This window comes from Ruminococcus sp. RTP21358st1_G6_RTP21358_211008 (assembly GCF_040908885.1).
GTDB classification, from domain to species: domain Bacteria; phylum Bacillota; class Clostridia; order Lachnospirales; family Lachnospiraceae; genus Blautia_A; species Blautia_A faecis.
Window position 1 is genome coordinate 15,509 of record NZ_JBDGDM010000029.1, and the last position, 17,588, is coordinate 33,096.

Sequence of the window (17,588 nt, forward strand, 5' to 3'; positions counted from 1 at the left end):
CAGGGAATGATTTTTCAAACAGGTTCTAGATGTACAGAATAAAATTATCCTGTTTTTTCTTGAAGCATACAAGTCCGATGATGGTAATCACTACGCTGAATGCAGCTGCATAAATTACATATGGCGCATACATAGGCTCTCCGAATATTGCAGATCGGAAAATCTGAATGGTACAGTACAGCGGATTGAACTTCAGGATCCATGCCCAGCCACTCTTCAGCAGCTTGCTTGGATAATAGAAGATGGCACATGTATACATGATCAGCATCAGGGCAACAGACCAGAGGTACTCAATATCTCTGAAAAATACACCGATAGTTGCAAGGAACATTCCACTTCCGTAGGAAAGGATCAGAATGATGAGCAGGGCAACCGGTGCCTGAAGCAGATAAATAGTCGGTTTCACACCCAGGATCACGCCTACAATGGCAAGCACAACCAGGGAGATCAGAAAAATAATATAATTATAAATTACAGTTGAAAGTGGATACAGATATTTCGGTACATACACTTTCTTGATCATTGCTGCATTGGATCGGATGGATTTCAGCGCAGCTTTGGTTGCAGAGGAATAAAAGCTGTACAGAAGACGTCCGGAAAGAATGTATACAGGGAATGTTTTGTCCGTGTTTCCATACAGGGTTCCGAAGACAATTGTCAGTACCACCATGGAAAGCAGTGGTTCTAGCATGGACCACAAAATACCAAGGTAGGAACGACGATATTTCAGCTTGATTCCTTTTTTGACCAATTCACTTAACAGGAACTGATACTGTCTGAGATTATCTAAATATTTCTTCATATTCACTCCATTATATTTTGAAAAATTTGGCTTTCTGTTTTATCCAAAGCATTCGTATATAAACTTCTTTTTGGAAAAAAGCCAAACTGTATTGTAACATACTCTTTCCCAGGTTGCAATATTGCGATTTAACCTGGAAGCGATCAATCAGTTACTGTGTTACTCCGTGACCAATAACATCAATCATTCCAGATTCTTACTTGCATCTACTGCCATCTGGTAGGCTTCTGCATAAGAAATTCCAGTCTTTCTGCAGATTTCCGCCAGGCTTTCATACTCCGGATAGCATTTCTCTGCTCCTTCTGAACCGCAGATTTTCACTTCCACCTCACCGAAGGGAATCATTACTTTCCGCTTTCTCCGGGGCAAAATCGTGCGCTCCATCTTGACCCTGCGGATACCAATACTGGTAGTTTCTGCAAAAATCAAAGCTTCCATTCCCGGGACATCTTCTTCCTTACAGATTACGGTAAGAAGCCATGCAGGACGGTTTTTCTTCATATATACAGGAGTATAATGCACATCCCTTGCACCGGCCTCAAAAAGCTTCTCCATGACAAAGCCAAGTACTTCACCGCTGCAGTCATCGATGTTTGTTTCCAGCTTGTAGATGTAATCTGCACAATCCGCGCTTTCCGTAACACCGGTCTGAATTTTGGCAGTTTCATTTGCCGCACTTTCATTTCCTGCCGGAATTCCCACCGCTTTTTCCGGTTTATGGGATTCTTCCGGGTGAATCAGCATTGCACGCAGGATTCCCGGGCACTCATACGTCCTCTTGCCAGCTCCGATACCTGTTTTCTCAATTGCAAAGGTCTCCGGTAATTTGCAGGAAGTACGTACTGCTGCCACAATTGCCGCACCTGTAGGAGTTACCAGTTCACCCTGTACCGGAGTGATCCGCAGATTCAGGCCACACTGCTGTACAATATGGGTTACCGCTGGAACCGGAACTGGTAAAATGCCATGCTGGCAGCGGACCGTACCCATTCCTTCACATAATACAGGTACAATGACTTCTGTAATTCCAAGATTGTCCAGGCAGACTGCCACGGACAAAATATCTACAATGGAATCCACAGCTCCAACTTCGTGGAAATGCACCTCCTCCACCGGAACATTGTGGGCTTTTGCTTCTGCCCTTGCCAGGATCTGAAAAATTTTAAGGGCAATACCTCTGGCACTGTCAGTCATCTTTGTGTCAGCAAGTATCTGACAGATTTCGTTCATACCGCGATGTTTGTGATGACGATGGGGCTCGTGAGTATGTGCTGCTATCTCATCTCCATGATCATGTCCATGTGCTGCCACATTCTTTGCAGCTGCCTCATGGCTATGCTCATACTGGTGATTATGTTCTTCTGCCATATGCGTATGACTGTGATTATGTTCTTCTGCCTCATGCGTATGACTGTGATTATGTTCTTCTGCCCCATGCGTATGACTATGATCATGTCCATGCAGATACTCCATATCATGGTCATGTCCGTCTATCTCTGCATCCAGGATTACATCGAAATCACAGGCATCAATCCCGGATTTCGTCACCCTGCTTACTTTTATCTCAAATCCCTGCACCGGAATACTTTCAAGTACATCCTCCAGCACCTTCTGATCTGCTCCCAGATCCAGCAGTGCTGCCACTGTCATATCACCACTGATTCCGGAATAACACTCCAGATATAATGATTTTCCCATAATTCTCCTCGTTACAAATTTATCAAATTGCTTTTCAATTTGTGTCTCTTACTTACCAAGCGCCAGCCGGTTCATCTGCGTTGCCAGATATCCGGCTCCATATCCATTGTCAATATTCACGGTGGCAATTCCATTGGCACAGGAATTGATCATGGTCAGAAGTGCTGATAATCCATGGAAATTCGCTCCATATCCTACAGACGTAGGCACCGCGATCACCGGTCGGCTTACAAGACCACCCATAACACTGGCAAGAGCACCCTCCATGCCAGCCACAGCCACAACACAATTCGCGTCCTGAATGATCTCCAGCCTGGAAAACAGCCTGTGCATTCCACTTACACCAACATCATAAATTCGTTCCACGTAAGTTCCAAAATATTCTGCAGTCTGTGCTGCTTCCTCGGCCACTGGAATATCTGCAGTGCCTGCTGTACAGACAGCCACCTTTCCCTCATGAATCTTATCTGGTTTCTCAATTTTCAGGATTCTGGAAACAGGGTCATACTGAACTTCTGGAAACTTCTCCTTCACCAGCTCATACTGTGCCTGGGAAGCCCTTGTTCCAAGTACTTCTCCCTCTTCCATATATAAACGTTCAAATATTTTCAGCAAATGGGCATCTGCCTTATTGCTACAGTAAATCACCTCTGCAAAACCAGTGCGGGCTTTTCTCCCCGTATCCAGCTTGGCATAATCCATTTCCTTGTAGCCATCCTGTCGAATCAGCTTTCCTGCTGCTTCCGGAGAAAGTCCTCCCATTTGCACCTGGACAAGGATTTCTTCTAATGTCATGTACAAATCACTCCATTTCCTAAAACGTGTTTGAAAAAGGCATTCTGCAAAATGTGCGTCACAATTTGCGGGAATGTTTTTTCAAACAGGCTCTAAAATGCAACACAATTATAACGTTTTCTTCTCCTTTATTCAACAAAAAAATCCTGCCTCATTTTGCTGAAGCAGGATTTCTATGCATCGCGAAGCGTGTTGCTGATCACGGAACGAACCGTAACGGGATTTCTTCCAAAGCCGGCTGTTCTGCGCGTAATCAGAGCTCCCATGGCGTCTGATTATGTTTTATTTCGCTTTGGCCGCCTTTTTATCTCCAAGGAAGCCAATTGATGTAACACAGATCAGTTTATCGAAGATCATGAACATGGCAGGTAAGATAAACAGTACAACTACCATACTGATGATGGCACCACGAGCAAGCAGTGTACAGATAGAACCGATCATCTCAACCTGTGAATAGCAGGAAACACCGAAGGTCGCTGCGAAGAAGCTGAGACCACTGCTGATGATGGATGGCATGCTGGTCTTATGTGCAATGCTGATGGCTTCCATCTTATTCTTACCGTGCTGTCTCTCTCTCTGATAACGGGTAGTCATCAGGATCGCATAGTCAACGGTTGCACCCAGCTGGATGGCACCAATAACAATACTTGCAACGAACGGAAGGCTGATTCCCTGATAGTACGGAATGGCCATATTGACAAAAATCGCAAACTCAATAACCGCAACCAGAATGATCGGAAGGGAAATTGATTTAAAGATAATCATAATGATCAGGAAAATGGCACCGATGGAGATTACATTTACACGAACCAGATCGGCATCTGTGGTATCCTGAAGATCTTTCATAAGCGGTGCCTCACCGATTACCATTGCAGTATTATCGTATTTCTTTACTATTTTATCAATTTCTGCAAGCTGGGCATTTACCTCATCTGTAGCAGAACCATATTCAGAGCATACAAATGCAAGCTCATATTGATCTCCTTTGAAAATCTTCTTCAGATCATCCGGGATCATAGACTCCGGAACGGTAGGTCCGATCAGGGAATTCATACCCAGACTCCACTTCACACCCTCAACCTTATCAATATCATTTAACATCTGCTGTTTCTGCTTGGAGTCCATATTCTTATCCATCATAATCATATGGATATTGCCTACTGCGAAAGTTTTCTCCAGCTCATCATTGGCAATGTTGCAATCCAAAGTGGATGGAAGGGATTCTGCAATATTATAGTAAATCTTTGTATGATTGTTTCCATAAATAGCCGGGAACAGAAGCACCAGGAAAATCACAGTCCAAAGCTTGTAATGCTTCGTAATAAATGCAGACGGTTTATCCAGTCTGGCAAGAAGCAGCTTATGCTGTGTCTTCTCAATGGGCTTGTCAAAAAACAGAACCAGTGCCGGAAGAATGGTAACACAGCAGATAACACCAATAATAACGCCCTTTGCCATAACAATACCAAGGTCACGTCCAAGAGCAAAGGTCATAACACAAAGTGCAACGAAGCCGGCTACTGTGGTAACAGAGCTTCCAGCTACAGACTTAAAAGTATTTGCAATGGCATGCCCCATGGCACGGTCCTTTTCTCCAGGAAAACGCTTCTTATTTTCCTCATAGCTGTTCAGAAGGAAAATGGAATAATCCATGGTAACACCAAGCTGAAGTACCGCGGTAAGTGCCTGCGTAATATAAGAAGTCTCGCCTAAAATAACATTGCTTCCCAGGTTGTAAAGAATAGCAAGTCCGATACTGAGCAGGAACAAAAACGGAACAACAAAGGATCCGCTTGTCAGCTCCAGAATGATCAGACTGAGTACTGCTGCGATCACAACGTAAATCGGCAGCTCCTGCATGGCAATGTTCTTAATATCTGTAACAACTCCTGTCATGCCACTGAGGAAGCACTGCTCGTTGGCAATCTTACGTAATTCTGTGATAGCTTCCATGGAAGTATCTGAAGATGTGGTATTATCAAACAAAACCAGCATCATGGTTGCATCGCCATTTATAAATACCTTTCTGTACTTCTCAGGAACCATCTCTACCGGAAGAGTGATATCCGCCACATCATCATACCAGAGAACATCCTTTACATGCTCTACTTCACTGAATTTCTCTTCCAGCTTCTGGACATCCTTCATATCCATATTCTCCACAATTACCATGGAAAAGGCGCCCATACCAAACTCATCCACCAGAATATCCTGACCTTTTACCGTCTCAAGGGTATCCGGCAGGTAACTTAACAGATCATAATTTACTCTCGTCTCTGCGATTCCGATCACAGACGGGATTACCAGCAAAAGTCCGATCAAAAGCACCAGGACCTTATGCTTGGCTATCCATTTTCCTACTTTGACCATTGATGTCATCTCCTTAAATTCATTTCTTTCGTACTATAGTATAACCCAAAATGACCAATAGTCAATATTATTTTTAACAAAAATGAAAAATAGTCATTTTTCTCAAAATCCGATCAAAACGCCGACGATTTTTACCAAAAATGCCGCAATCCAGGCGATCACACATTGTCCGATCACCACTCCAGCTGCCCATTTTCCGCCAAGCTCACGTTTCACAGAAGCAATCGCGGCTACACAAGGCGTATATAAAAGGCAGAAGGTAAGAAGGCACACTGCTGCCAGCGGAGAAAGCACCTCCACCAGTGCCGCTGTGCTTCCAAATAATATGGACAATGTGGAAACCACGCTCTCCTTTGCCATGAAACCTGTTACAAGAGCTGTGGAAAATCTCCAGTCTCCAAAGCCAAGAGGCTTAAATACCGGTGCAATAAATCCGGCAAGTACTGCAAGAATACTGTCTTTGGAATCTGTCACAATATTCAAATGCAGATCAAAGGTCTGTAAAAACCAGATCACAATGGTTGCCACAAAAATAACAGTAAAGGCTCTCTGAAGAAAATCCTTTGCTTTTTCCCAAAGAAGCTGGCCAACGTTTTTTGCACCTGGAAGACGATAATTAGGAAGCTCCATTACAAAGGGAACCGCTTCTCCCTTAAACATGGTTTTTCCAAAAATCAGTGCCATCAGGATTCCCATAATAATTCCGCCGAAATAAAGTGCTATCATTACCAGTGCACCGTATTTCGGGAAAAAGGCAGCTGTAAAGAAAGCATAAATAGGAAGCTTTGCCGAACAGCTCATAAAAGGAGTAAGGAGGATCGTCATCTTACGGTCACGCTCTGAGGGCAGGGTTCTGCTTGCCATAACGCCAGGAACTGTGCATCCAAAGCCTACAAGCATTGGGACAATACTTCGTCCGGAAAGTCCAATCTTTCGAAGCAGCTTATCCATTACAAAAGCAACTCTGGCCATATATCCACTGTCTTCCAGAAGTGACAGGAAGAAAAACAGGGTGACGATAATCGGCAGAAAGCTGAGCACACTTCCAACTCCATTGAAAATACCGTCAATTACAAGAGAATGAAGCACATTATTTACGTTCCAGGCAGTCATTGCCTGATCCACCACTGCAGTCAGCCAGGTAATTCCCATATCCAGAAGATCTGAAAGTCCCTTTCCGATCACACCAAAGGTCAGCCAGAAAACCAGAGCCATAATTCCTGCAAAGCATGGAATGGCTGTATATTTGCCTGTAAGTATTTTATCCATCTTCTGACTGCGCAGATGCTCCTTGCTTTCATGAGGCTTAATCACGGTCTCAGCGCAGACTTTTTCAATAAAGTCAAAGCGCATATGGGCAATCGCCGCGGACCGGTCAAGCCCACGCTCCGTCTCCATCTGCTTTACAATATGCTCCAGGGTTTCTTTTTCATTCTGATCCAGCCCAAGCTTTTCCAGGATCAGTTCATCCCCTTCCGCAAGCTTACTGGCTGCAAAACGTACCGGGATATCTGCCTGCTGAGCATGATCCTCAATGAGATGCATAATTCCATGAAGACATCTGTGAACAGCACCGCCATCATCGTTTGCATCGCAGAAATCCAGACGCTTTGGTTTTTCCTGATATTTTGCCACATGGATCGCATGGGCTACCAGTTCATCGATTCCCTCATTTTTCGCTGCTGAAATAGGTACTACAGGAATTCCAAGCGCCTCTTCCATCTGGTTCACACGTACAGAACCGCCATTCTGCCTTACCTCGTCCATCATATTCAATGCCAGGACCATAGGAACATCCAGTTCCATCAGCTGCATGGTAAGATATAGATTCCTTTCAATATTGGTTGCATCCACAATATTGATAATTCCTTTTGGATGCTGTTCCAGAATAAAGCTTCTGGTTACGATTTCCTCGCTGGTATAGGGGGACATGGAATAAATTCCCGGCAGGTCTGTCACCAGAGTATTCTTTTTCCCACGGATAATACCATCCTTGCGGTCTACAGTGACTCCCGGAAAGTTGCCTACATGCTGACTGGAGCCGGTTAACTGATTAAACAGGGTTGTTTTACCGCAGTTCTGGTTTCCTGCCAGCGCAAAGGTAAGAAGCTCACTATCCGGAAGGGGATGTTCATCTGCTTTTTCATGATATTTACCGCCCTCGCCCAGACCTGGATGAGGAATCGCCCTGACACGGCTGCCTCGTTTCTGTTCTTTTTCATCCCTTACATTATCAATCTGAATCTGGGCAGCATCTGCAAGACGCAGGGTCAGCTCATAGCTATGTATCCTGACTTCAACAGGGTCACCCATAGGTGCATATTTTACCATGGTCACGTCCGCCATGGGAATGATTCCCATATCCAGGAAATGCTGCCGCAGGGCACCCTCTCCTCCTACTACTGTAACTGTGGCAGTTTTCCCGATGGGAAGGTCTTTTAATGTCATATGTACTTGTCCTCTTTTCCCATATGTAAGATTTTTGTTGCTGTTCAAAACTAAGCAGCAACCATTTTTGATAAAATTCGTCTGCTAATGATAAATTTTATCATTAATGTTACAGGAGTTAGTTTATTCTAATATCATCAGGATGTCAATATTATTGAGAAAAATTATTGACAATTTTATCATTATCTGATAAAGTTACAAAACAAGGTTTCCCTGTGAGGGAGTAGCAAGCGTGTCCATAGACGCGTGGCAAGTCAACATACCGACCGTATGAATCTGTTTGTATAGATTGCTGTTCACTGAATGAACAGCAGATTTCAGAGCAGTGTTTCGATCTGGCTTGCATTAAATTGCGAGACTCATGTATAACGTTATGCTATACATGGAGTCTGTCCTTTTATAAGAATGCAGATGACCCATATATAGCCTGTGGTTATATATTGGGTCTTTTTTCATGCTGTAAAAAGCTTCGCCGAGAGATCTGTTTCCACAGCAAATAAAAAAATGGAAACCAGTAATAAAATACATTACGGAGGAACGTAAAAATGAACTACAGTTTTGTGTTTTTTCTGAACAGCGCCCTGCTTGGAGTCGGACTTGCAATGGATGCTTTTTCTGTGTCCCTGGCAAACGGCCTTCACGAGCCTAAGATGCGCATGAAAAAAATGTGCGGCATTGCAGGCACATTCGGTGCTTTCCAGGCCATCATGCCAATGACCGGATGGTTATGCGTCCACACCATTGTAGAATACTTCAAGGCATTTGAGAAATTTATTCCATGGATCGCGCTGATCCTTCTTGGCTATATCGGAGGCTCCATGCTGATCAATGGTATCCGGGGAACTGGCGAGGATGATGAAATTCCGGGAGTTGGTCTCAAAGCCCTCTTCATTCAGGGTGTTGCAACTTCCATTGATGCCCTGTCCGTAGGATTCACCATCTCAGAGTATGACTGGCTGATGGCTCTTGTCTGTTCCCTGATCATTGCCATAGTCACATTCTTTATCTGCATGACCGGACTTTCCCTTGGAAAACGCTTCGGAACCAGGCTTTCCAACAAGGCGGATATTCTCGGCGGCGTCATTCTTATTGCAATTGGTCTGGAAATTTTTATCAGCAATATGTTTTAATTTTTCAGCATATTTACCGCTATTCAGCTGGTACTGTTCCGCCAGGCGTTTTTCTATGCAAGCGTTGATTTTCACCTGTTTTCCAATCAAAAAAAGCTTTCATCTCTCCCTTTGCGGGATGGATGAAAGCTTTTTCTGCTTTTATTAGCGGGCAATAATATATGCGCAATAAACCAGATATACCACTACCATTATAATACCCTCTTTGCGCTCAATTTTTTTCCTGGTTCCTGCAAAGATCCAGACCATAACCGAAAATACCATAAGAAGCACTATATCGATTATGTTTTCCCGGATCAAAGCTACCGGACTGATAGCAGATGAGATTCCAAGAACCATCAGAATATTGAAAATATTGGATCCGACTGCATTTCCAACAGCCATATCAACTTCATTTTTTCTTGCTGCAACTACAGAGGTTACAAGCTCCGGAAGTGAAGTTCCGATAGACACAATGGTAAGCCCGACCAGAGTCTGGCTCATTCCAAGCTCTATTGCAATCCTGCTGGCTGTATCAACGGTAAGGTCACCGCCAAAAGCAATTGCAGCTGCACCCACGATCAGAAAGAGAATACTTTTGCCGTATGACAGCTCTTTCATATTGTCACATTCTTCAACGCCTTCTATTTCAACCTTCTGTCCTGCAGCACGCGCTTTCATTGCGCTTCGTACCATTGTGAAAATGTATCCTGCAAACACGATCAGGAAAATAACTCCATCTGCATGACCCAGCGTCATTCCCGCCTTATCTCCCAGTCCTGAAACTCCCAGTACAAGCAGAAATAGTGCACAGCCTAAAGACAAGGGAATATCTCTTACCACAGTTGCTTTCTGGACCATAATCGGCGTCAGAATTGAACAGACACCAATTACAAACATCAGATTAAAAATATTGGATCCTACTACATTGCTGACCGCAAGTTCATTATTCTGTACCAGAGAAGCAGTCACACTCACGGCTGTTTCTGGCAGTGAAGTTCCCATAGCCACAATCGTAAGACCAATGATGATGGGCGGAACCTTTAACTTCTTCGCAATGCTGGAACTTCCCTCCACAAAAAAGTCAGCCCCTTTTACCAGAAAAGCAAATCCCACTGCCAGCAGCAGAATAACGGCTGCAATTGGCAATCCATTAATAATATTTTGCATAATACTCTCCTTTTGTTATCCGCATATTTTTATCTTTACAAATTCTCCAGAGTGTGTTTGAAAAGGCTTTCTGCAAAATGAATGCTACAAAACAGCATTTACTTCATAAGCCTGCTTCTTTGGAATCACATCTGCCGCAAATGTAAAAAGACCCATGTATGCCATAACATGCATACATGAGTCTCATTCTTTAAGATTTGCCAGGCCAGAATCAGATCCGATCAAAGCCGCGACTGTTGACAAACCACGTTTTCACGCAAACTACTCCCTCACAGAATCCATATGTGTAGTTAATATACCAAATTGCCGTTAAGAAGTCAACCTTTAATCTTCCTCTATATGCTCTCTTCCCTGGTCAATGATCGTCCGAACATGCTCATCTGCCAGAGAATAAAATATAGATTTTCCATCCCTGCGGCTTTTTACCAGTTTATTCTGTTTCAGGATACGAAGCTGGTGGGAAATAGCTGACTGGGTCATGTTCAATGCCTTTGCCAGGTCGCACACGCACACCTCTGCTTCAAAAAGTACAAACAGGATCCGGATCCTGGTAGAATCTCCAAACACCTTGAACAGCTCTGCCAGATCATACAGCTCGTTTTCCTCCGGGATGGTCTCGTTTACAATTTGCAGAAGATTTTCATGAACCTCACAGCAATCACAGATTTCCACTTCTTTATCTATGTCTTTTTTCATTCTGAATACCTCGATATTATCATCAAAGATTTTTCACAAACAAAGTACGGATTGCATTGAGCACTGCCAGTACCATAACTCCTACATCTGCAAAAATGGCTACCCACATGTTTGCAATGCCGAAGGCACCAAGTACCAGGCAGATCAGTTTCACGCCAATTGCAAAATAAATATTTTCATATACAATTCGCATACACTTCTTGGCAATGCGAATGGCTTTCCCAATCTTCAACGGATCGTCATCCATCAGGACAACGTCAGCCGCCTCGATTGCAGCATCAGAACCAAGAGCACCCATTGCAATACCAATATCCGCTCTTGAAAGAACCGGTGCATCATTGATTCCATCTCCAACGAAGGCAAGCTTCTCTTTTTCAGACTTGTTTGAAAGAAGCTCTTCCACCTTGGAAACCTTATCCGCCGGAAGAAGCTCGCTGTGAACCTCTCCGATTCCAAGGTCAGCTGCTACAGACTCTGCCACTTTTTTTCCGTCACCGGTGAGCATAACCGTTCTTGTAATGCCTGCTTTTTTCAGGTTCTCAATTGCCTCTTTGGCATGAGGTTTGATAATGTCAGAAATCAGGATGTGACCTGCATATTTTCCATCCACAGCCATATGGACAACCGTCCCTACATAATGGCACTCTTTGTACGCAATACCCAGACGATTCATCAGCTTCGCGTTGCCGACAGCTACAGACACGCCTTCCACCTTTGCAATAACACCGTTTCCACCGATTTCCTCAATGTCTGTGACACGGCTGCGGTCGATTGGCTTGCCATATGCTTTCTGAAGGCTTTTGCTGATGGGGTGTGAGGAAGAACACTCTGCATATGCCGCATATTCCAGAAGCTTTGCATCCTCCATCTCATTATGGTGAATTCCGCTGACCTCGAATACGCCCTTTGTCATAGTACCTGTTTTATCAAAAACAACAATCTTCGTCTGGGAAAGTGTCTCCAGATAGTTGGAGCCTTTTACCAGAACGCCCTGATTGCTGGCACCACCGATTCCAGCAAAGAAACTGAGGGGAATACTGATCACCAGTGCACATGGACAGCTGATTACAAGGAACGTCAGGGCACGGTAGATCCAGTCTCCCCATTCCGGAGAAAGTCCCATAAACAGCATTCTGCAAAGAGGCGGAATGACTGCAAGTGCCAGAGCACTGTAGCAAACTGCCGGGGTATAATATTTCGCAAATTTTGAAATAAAGTTTTCAGATCTGGATTTCTTGGAGCTGGAGTTCTCAACAAGATCCAGGATCTTGGAAACCGTAGATTCACCGAATTCCTTTGTGGTGCGGATTTTCAATACACCTGTCATGTTGATACAGCCGCTGATGACCTCATCCCCCACTTTTGCATCTCGCGGAAGGCTTTCTCCTGTCAATGCGCTTGTATTTAATGTGGAATTTCCGTCTTCAATCGTTCCGTCAATCGGAATCTTCTCTCCTGGCTGAACCACAATGATAGTTCCAACCTCTACCTCGTCCGGGTCTACCTTTTCCAGCTTGCCGTCCTGCTCGATATTTGCATAATCCGGACGGATATCCATCAGCTCGCTGATATTTCTTCTGCTCTTTCCAACGGCATAACTCTGGAAAAGTTCTCCGATCTGGTAAAACAGCATAACCGCAGTGCCTTCCTGATAATCGCCGAGAGCAATGGCACCAATTGTGGCAACTGCCATCAGAAAGTTTTCATCAAATACCTGACGGTTCCTAATTCCCTTAAACGCTTTTTTCAGAATATCATAACCGATTACCAGATATGGGATCATGTAAAGTGCCATTCGAAGAAAGCCATCTACCGGAAGAAAGCGCAGCAAAACCAAAAGGACAAAAGCAATAATAATTCTGGTCAATACTTTTTTCTGCTTCTTGTTCATATTCTTTCACATGCCCTGAGGGCACGGCCTCCATTATAATGATGTCGCTGGCACGCGACATATTCGCTTAATTCATTTGCGTGACTGAACAGAATACATCCAGTCCGGTCACTGTCCTACTGTTCATTCTGTGCCTAGAGCGTGTTTGAAAAAGGCTTTCTGCAAGATGTGCGTCACAATTTGTGGGAGATTTCGCCCGGATGAGGGCGCCGTAGCGGGCTACGGCAACCGAATTCGGGCAAAATATACTGCAAAGTGGGGCGTGCAGATTGCGGGAATGATTTTTCAAGCACGCTCTAGTAACTGCTTTTCCTCATTGTTTTTATAAGAAGATCTCGCAGTCGTCTTCTACTTTCTTACAGTTCTTCAGGACTTCCTGCATAACAGCCTTCGGCTCCTGTCCATCTTCAAACTCAACGATCATTTTCAGAGTCATGAAGTTTACAGTCGCATCCTTAACACCAGCAGTGTTCTTAGCAGCTTCCTCCATCTTGTTTGCACAGTTTGCGCAGTCAACATCGATCTTGTAAGTTTTTTTCATGGTAGTGGTCTCCTTTAGAAAATGTTCTCTTTTTCATATGAACAATTATTCATATGTTTGTTTTTATTATAGCATTTAAATAACTTCTGTCAATAGGTTTGGCATAAAATCTTTCTTTTTCTATGATTTAGCATAAATGCTTTCTTTTTCCTGTATTAATATAGTAATTTCTTTTTTTGCCCTGTTCAATTCATTTTTTTTCGTGTATAATAAGTCGAATATTATTGGATTGAAATTAGAGGAGATTTTAAACATGAAAAGTTATCTAATCGTTTTTCTTATTTCTATGGTACCGCTGATTGAGCTGCGAGGCGCGATCCCATATGCTGTAGGCTTCGGAATTCCGCTGGTTCCGGCGTACATTATCGCCATTATCGGAAACATGCTTCCAGTACCGTTTATCTATTTCTTCGCCCGCAAGGTTCTGGAGTGGGGCAAGGATAAACCGGTGATCGGGCGCTTCTTTACCTTCTGTCTTGAAAAAGGGGAAAAAGGAGGAAAGGCCCTTCAGGCAAAGGCCGGCCGAGGATTATTCGTAGCGCTTCTGCTCTTCGTAGGAATTCCTCTTCCCGGCACAGGTGCCTGGACCGGAACCCTGGCTGCCAGCCTTCTGGACATGGACTTTAAGTCCAGTGTTCTGGCTGTAATGCTTGGTGTCATTCTGGCTGGTCTTATCATGGGCGCTGCAAGTGCAGGACTTTTTGGGGCATTATTTGCAGTATTCAGCTGACAGGATTACAAGAAAAAGTATATGAAGTTTATCTGATTGCGAATAAACTCATATACTTTTTTTATGCCTTAAAAGAAACTAAAACAAGCCTCTGTCGTTTTCACTCGTCTTAGAGCCTGTTTGAAAAATCATTCCTGCAATCTGCACGCCCCACTTTGCGGGAGATTTTGCCCGAATTCGGTTGTCGTAGCCCGCTACGACGCCCTCATCCGGGCAAAATCTCCCACAAATTGTGACGCACATCTTGCAGAAAGCCTTTTTCAAACACGCTCTAGTTTCTTTTCCCACTCATTTTTTTATTAATGTTTTTGTTCCTGTTCACAGAAAACCCGAAAATTGCGGCGCAAAATCATGCGAATGCATGATTTCTGTACATCACGAAGCGTGCTGCCGGTCAGGTCATAGACAGCAACATGTTTTTAGCTTCAGAAATTGTAATACGGTTCCTCATCCCGTGCCCGATACTCATGCTTCTCATAATAGCCGATCAAAGCTCCATCCTCATCACGCAGGGCCACCATATATACGTCCTTCGCCTGTTTCTCATTATAAAAAGTATGGATCCGGTTGTGCTCCTTATCTTCTTCAAACCAGGCAACCACTTTTTCAATTATTTCCTTTGACTTCGGATTGTGACAATTCATAAGACTTTTTCCAAGCAGTGCCTCACCACCCCATTTATGATAACTCTCCACGGCCTTCGGATTCATGTAGATAATTTCATGCTTCAGGTTGCAGATGACAACGGATGCAACATCCTGATCGATAATACTCTTAAAATATGGTGTCAGATTCATTTTAAATTTTCCCTCCTGCTATAAAGCCTTTTTCAAACACGCTCCAGATAATGGATCTGGTTTCTGTTTACTTCAATAATCCCTTCTTTTCGCATTTTTCCAAGCTCATTGGAAAGCGCACTTCTGTCTACACCAAGATAATCAGCCAGTTCCTGCCGGTTAAAGGGGATCATAAACCGGCTGCTGCCCTGCTGCACCATCTCCTGGGAAAAATAGGAAAGCAGTCTTCCCCGGATGGATTTCGGTGCCGTATGAAGGCTTCTTCTGGAAAGTTCCAGGTTCTTCTTCGCCATAACCATCAGCATGTTACGGATCAGTTTCTCATGGCAGGGGCAGGTATCCGGACAGGTGCGAAAAATCTTTCCCACCTCCAGAAAAAGGATCTGGCAGTCCTCTGCAGCTGTCACCCCTATGAGCAGCTTTTCCCCTGGAATACAGGCATATGTCTCTCCGAAAACCTGACCTGGCGCGATCCGGTTCAGAATACTCTTGTTTCCCGTCATGTCAATGTTCTCAATATGAACACTGCCGTTAAGCACAAGTCCCATCGCCTTCACCTGGTCTCCCACCTGCCAGATCGTGCTGCCCTTGGCATAGCTTTGCGGAGTGGCTTTCAGACAGGAAAGCATATGCTTTGTTTCTTCTGGACTTGTTCCCTGAAAGAGAAAAGTCCTGGAAAGAAATTCATAATTCATTTTTCTCCTTTTGTTGTTATAACAACATACTTGTTGGTTGGATTATATTATAGTATGCGTACAAAGTCAAGGGCGGAGACAGAAATTAATTATCCATCTCTGACTTTCTCATGCGAAACGAAAAGAATTTCCTGTTACTTTTCCTTTTGCAATTACAAAACATTCAGAACCCAGTCAACTTATTTTTACGAAATACTTATACCTTATAGAACAATATGATCAAATTCAGGAGGAAACTATTTATGGAACAGAACATGTTTTGCTTTCAGTGTGAACAAACTGCCGGATGTACCGGCTGTACAGGTGCCAAAGGAGTCTGTGGAAAGACCGCGGATACAGCCAGACTTCAAGATGAACTTACCGGAGCTCTCATCGGACTCGCCCATGCAGCAGATGAGAATACACCACTTGCAGAAACCACATGGAAACTGATGGTGGAAGGTCTATTTGCTACCCTTACAAACGTAAGCTTCGATGACAAAGCCATCGCAGAAATTACAGACCGCATCCACCAGGAAAAAGCCCGGCTTCGCCCAGACTGTGGCGGCTGCGCTTCCCCTTGCGGACATAACAACGACTACGATATGAAGCTTCTCTGGAACGCCCAGGAAGACATCCGTTCCCTGAAATCCCTGATTCTCTTTGGAATCCGTGGAATGGCAGCTTATGCCTACCATGCAATGACACTTGGTTATACTGACACAGAAGTAAATGAATTTTTTGCAAAAGCACTTTTTGCACTGGGCGAGGACTGGGATATGGACCTACTTCTTCCTATTGTAATGGAAGTAGGTAAATACAATCTTACCTGCATGGAGCTTCTTGACCGCGCCAACACTGCCACCTACGGCACACCAGCTCCTGTTACAGTACCTCTTACTGTGGAAAAAGGCCCATTCATCGTCATTACCGGTCACGACCTCCATGACCTGAAACTTCTTCTGGAACAAACAGAAGGAAAAGGCATTAATATTTACACCCACGGTGAAATGCTTCCCTGCCATGCTTATCCAGAACTGAAAAAATACAGCCACCTGAAAGGGAACTTCGGTACTGCATGGCAGAACCAGCAGAAAGAATTTGCAGAGCTTCCGGCTCCTGTTCTTTTTACCACAAACTGCCTCATGCCGCCGAAACCAGGCTACATGGACCGGGTATTTACTACAGGAACTGTCACTTTCCCTGGAACTGTTCACATTAATGAAGAAAAAGATTTCACACCAGTTATCCAGCGTGCCCTGGAGCTTGGCGGATATCAGGAAGATCAGCATTTTACCGGAATCAACGGCGGAACTTCCGTTACAACCGGCTTCTCCCATGGAACCATTCTTGGCGTTGCAAATCAGGTAATTGATGCTGTAAAAACAGGTGCTATCCGCCACTTCTTCCTGGTAGCAGGCTGTGACGGCGCAAGAAGCGGACGCAATTACTATACCGATTTTGTAAAGCAGTCTCCTTCTGATTCTGTAATTCTTACACTTGCATGTGGAAAATACAGATTTAACGATCTGGACCTTGGAACCATCGGTGGGCTTCCAAGACTGATGGATATGGGACAGTGCAATGATGCTTACGGCGCGATCAAGGTTGCGGTCGCTCTTGCAGAAGCATTTGGATGTGGGGTAAATGAGCTTCCTCTTTCCATGGTGCTCTCCTGGTATGAGCAGAAAGCAGTTTCCATTCTGCTTACCTTGCTTCACCTTGGAATCAAAAACATCCGTCTCGGCCCGACCCTTCCGGCATTTTTATCACAGAATGTGCTCAATTATCTGATAGAAAACTTTGGGATTGCTGCGATTACTACGCCAGAGGAAGATTTGAAAACGTTATTGGGATAAGGAGGATA

Annotated in this window: 17 protein-coding genes and 1 pseudogene; 5 read left to right on the top strand and 13 right to left on the bottom strand. The window is 44.1% G+C overall.

The window, feature by feature from the left end:
• Positions 1-25 precede the first annotated feature (25 nt).
• The 5 genes from AB5Z12_RS12390 to feoB all read right to left on the bottom strand — a co-directional run bounded on the left by AB5Z12_RS12390 (position 26) and on the right by feoB (position 8,113).
• A complete protein-coding gene (locus AB5Z12_RS12390; protein WP_173774231.1) occupies positions 26-802 on the bottom strand; it encodes an ABC transporter permease in 777 nt (258 codons plus the stop codon).
• Positions 803-985: 183 nt separating this feature from the next.
• Positions 986-2,500, bottom strand: a complete 1,515-nt coding sequence (gene larC, locus AB5Z12_RS12395; protein ID WP_173719427.1) for a nickel pincer cofactor biosynthesis protein LarC — start codon at positions 2,498-2,500, stop codon at positions 986-988.
• A gap of 48 nt (positions 2,501-2,548) precedes the next feature.
• The gene (gene larB / locus AB5Z12_RS12400) at positions 2,549-3,295 is read right to left on the bottom strand and encodes a nickel pincer cofactor biosynthesis protein LarB (protein ID WP_118579573.1); all 747 of its coding nucleotides are present in this window, start codon (positions 3,293-3,295) and stop codon (positions 2,549-2,551) included.
• A gap of 282 nt (positions 3,296-3,577) precedes the next feature.
• The gene (locus AB5Z12_RS12405; protein ID WP_368357379.1) at positions 3,578-5,665 is read right to left on the bottom strand and encodes an RND family transporter; all 2,088 of its coding nucleotides are present in this window, start codon (positions 5,663-5,665) and stop codon (positions 3,578-3,580) included.
• Positions 5,666-5,767: 102 nt separating this feature from the next.
• On the bottom strand, positions 5,768-8,113 hold the full coding sequence (feoB, locus tag AB5Z12_RS12410; protein ID WP_173774227.1) for a ferrous iron transport protein B: 2,346 nt from the start codon (positions 8,111-8,113) through the stop codon (positions 5,768-5,770).
• A gap of 545 nt (positions 8,114-8,658) precedes the next feature.
• Here feoB and AB5Z12_RS12415 point away from each other — a divergent pair.
• Entirely contained in the window at positions 8,659-9,243 is a 585-nt protein-coding gene (locus AB5Z12_RS12415; protein ID WP_173774226.1) for a manganese efflux pump MntP family protein, read from the top strand.
• A gap of 144 nt (positions 9,244-9,387) precedes the next feature.
• Here the strand turns inward: AB5Z12_RS12415 and AB5Z12_RS12420 are convergent, their stop codons facing one another.
• The 4 genes from AB5Z12_RS12420 to AB5Z12_RS12435 all read right to left on the bottom strand — a co-directional run bounded on the left by AB5Z12_RS12420 (position 9,388) and on the right by AB5Z12_RS12435 (position 13,226).
• Positions 9,388-10,392 carry a calcium/sodium antiporter gene (locus AB5Z12_RS12420; RefSeq protein WP_118579561.1) on the bottom strand — a complete coding sequence of 335 codons (1,005 nt, stop codon included), beginning with the start codon at positions 10,390-10,392 and terminating at the stop codon, positions 9,388-9,390.
• A 324-nt stretch (positions 10,393-10,716) separates the two neighbouring features.
• Complete coding sequence (locus AB5Z12_RS12425) at positions 10,717-11,088, bottom strand: helix-turn-helix transcriptional regulator (protein WP_148461875.1); 372 nt, start codon at positions 11,086-11,088, stop codon at positions 10,717-10,719.
• A 22-nt stretch (positions 11,089-11,110) separates the two neighbouring features.
• Positions 11,111-12,979 carry a heavy metal translocating P-type ATPase gene (locus AB5Z12_RS12430; RefSeq protein ID WP_368357380.1) on the bottom strand — a complete coding sequence of 623 codons (1,869 nt, stop codon included), beginning with the start codon at positions 12,977-12,979 and terminating at the stop codon, positions 11,111-11,113.
• Positions 12,980-13,046: 67 nt separating this feature from the next.
• The gene (locus AB5Z12_RS12435; RefSeq protein ID WP_334298017.1) at positions 13,047-13,226 is read right to left on the bottom strand and encodes a DUF6783 domain-containing protein; all 180 of its coding nucleotides are present in this window, start codon (positions 13,224-13,226) and stop codon (positions 13,047-13,049) included.
• Here AB5Z12_RS12435 and AB5Z12_RS12440 point away from each other — a divergent pair.
• Positions 13,158-13,307, top strand: coding sequence for a DUF6783 domain-containing protein (locus tag AB5Z12_RS12440; protein ID WP_308768494.1), 150 nt, complete (start codon positions 13,158-13,160; stop codon positions 13,305-13,307). The genes AB5Z12_RS12435 and AB5Z12_RS12440 overlap by 69 nt on opposite strands.
• On the opposite strand, the gene AB5Z12_RS12445 is transcribed toward AB5Z12_RS12440, so the two are convergent.
• Positions 13,302-13,520 carry a cation transporter gene (locus tag AB5Z12_RS12445; RefSeq protein WP_118579549.1) on the bottom strand — a complete coding sequence of 73 codons (219 nt, stop codon included), beginning with the start codon at positions 13,518-13,520 and terminating at the stop codon, positions 13,302-13,304. The genes AB5Z12_RS12440 and AB5Z12_RS12445 overlap by 6 nt on opposite strands.
• Before the next feature lie 253 nt (positions 13,521-13,773).
• Between AB5Z12_RS12445 and AB5Z12_RS12450 the strand changes: the two genes are divergently transcribed.
• Positions 13,774-14,250 (top strand): small multi-drug export protein, encoded by a 477-nt coding sequence (locus AB5Z12_RS12450; protein ID WP_118579636.1) that lies wholly within the window; start codon positions 13,774-13,776, stop codon positions 14,248-14,250.
• Between the two features lie 78 nt (positions 14,251-14,328).
• Here the strand turns inward: AB5Z12_RS12450 and AB5Z12_RS12455 are convergent, their stop codons facing one another.
• A complete protein-coding gene (locus AB5Z12_RS12455; RefSeq protein WP_334298018.1) occupies positions 14,329-14,481 on the bottom strand; it encodes a DUF6783 domain-containing protein in 153 nt (50 codons plus the stop codon).
• Here AB5Z12_RS12455 and AB5Z12_RS12460 point away from each other — a divergent pair.
• Positions 14,431-14,553 (top strand): annotated as a pseudogene (locus tag AB5Z12_RS12460) (DUF6783 domain-containing protein); the annotation flags it as partial. The gene AB5Z12_RS12455 and the pseudogene AB5Z12_RS12460 overlap by 51 nt on opposite strands.
• 122 nt (positions 14,554-14,675) lie before the next feature.
• Here the strand turns inward: AB5Z12_RS12460 and AB5Z12_RS12465 are convergent.
• On the bottom strand, positions 14,676-15,047 hold the full coding sequence (locus AB5Z12_RS12465; protein WP_148461878.1) for a PAS domain-containing protein: 372 nt from the start codon (positions 15,045-15,047) through the stop codon (positions 14,676-14,678).
• Between the two features lie 32 nt (positions 15,048-15,079).
• A complete protein-coding gene (locus AB5Z12_RS12470) occupies positions 15,080-15,742 on the bottom strand; it encodes a Crp/Fnr family transcriptional regulator (RefSeq protein ID WP_173735031.1) in 663 nt (220 codons plus the stop codon).
• 242 nt (positions 15,743-15,984) lie between these two features.
• On the opposite strand from AB5Z12_RS12470, the gene hcp reads away from it, so the two are divergent.
• Positions 15,985-17,580 (top strand): hydroxylamine reductase, encoded by a 1,596-nt coding sequence (gene hcp / locus AB5Z12_RS12475; RefSeq protein WP_294422505.1) that lies wholly within the window; start codon positions 15,985-15,987, stop codon positions 17,578-17,580.
• Positions 17,581-17,588: the final 8 nt, after the last annotated feature.

What these genes read in the sequence shown, in the direction of transcription:
- AB5Z12_RS12450 (WP_118579636.1), top strand. Translation starts at nt 13,774, where the DNA reads ATGAAAAGTTATCTAATCGTTTTTCTTATTTCTATGGTACCGCTGATT.
- feoB (WP_173774227.1), bottom strand. Translation starts at nt 8,113, where the DNA reads ATGACATTAAAAGACCTTCCCATCGGGAAAACTGCCACAGTTACAGTA.
- AB5Z12_RS12470 (WP_173735031.1), bottom strand. Translation starts at nt 15,742, where the DNA reads ATGAATTATGAATTTCTTTCCAGGACTTTTCTCTTTCAGGGAACAAGT.
- AB5Z12_RS12415 (WP_173774226.1), top strand. Translation starts at nt 8,659, where the DNA reads ATGAACTACAGTTTTGTGTTTTTTCTGAACAGCGCCCTGCTTGGAGTC.
- larC (WP_173719427.1), bottom strand. Translation starts at nt 2,500, where the DNA reads ATGGGAAAATCATTATATCTGGAGTGTTATTCCGGAATCAGTGGTGAT.
- hcp (WP_294422505.1), top strand. Translation starts at nt 15,985, where the DNA reads ATGGAACAGAACATGTTTTGCTTTCAGTGTGAACAAACTGCCGGATGT.
- AB5Z12_RS12465 (WP_148461878.1), bottom strand. Translation starts at nt 15,047, where the DNA reads ATGAATCTGACACCATATTTTAAGAGTATTATCGATCAGGATGTTGCA.
- AB5Z12_RS12425 (WP_148461875.1), bottom strand. Translation starts at nt 11,088, where the DNA reads ATGAAAAAAGACATAGATAAAGAAGTGGAAATCTGTGATTGCTGTGAG.
- AB5Z12_RS12445 (WP_118579549.1), bottom strand. Translation starts at nt 13,520, where the DNA reads ATGAAAAAAACTTACAAGATCGATGTTGACTGCGCAAACTGTGCAAAC.
- AB5Z12_RS12420 (WP_118579561.1), bottom strand. Translation starts at nt 10,392, where the DNA reads ATGCAAAATATTATTAATGGATTGCCAATTGCAGCCGTTATTCTGCTG.
- larB (WP_118579573.1), bottom strand. Translation starts at nt 3,295, where the DNA reads ATGACATTAGAAGAAATCCTTGTCCAGGTGCAAATGGGAGGACTTTCT.
- AB5Z12_RS12430 (WP_368357380.1), bottom strand. Translation starts at nt 12,979, where the DNA reads ATGAACAAGAAGCAGAAAAAAGTATTGACCAGAATTATTATTGCTTTT.
- AB5Z12_RS12390 (WP_173774231.1), bottom strand. Translation starts at nt 802, where the DNA reads ATGAAGAAATATTTAGATAATCTCAGACAGTATCAGTTCCTGTTAAGT.
- AB5Z12_RS12405 (WP_368357379.1), bottom strand. Translation starts at nt 5,665, where the DNA reads ATGGTCAAAGTAGGAAAATGGATAGCCAAGCATAAGGTCCTGGTGCTT.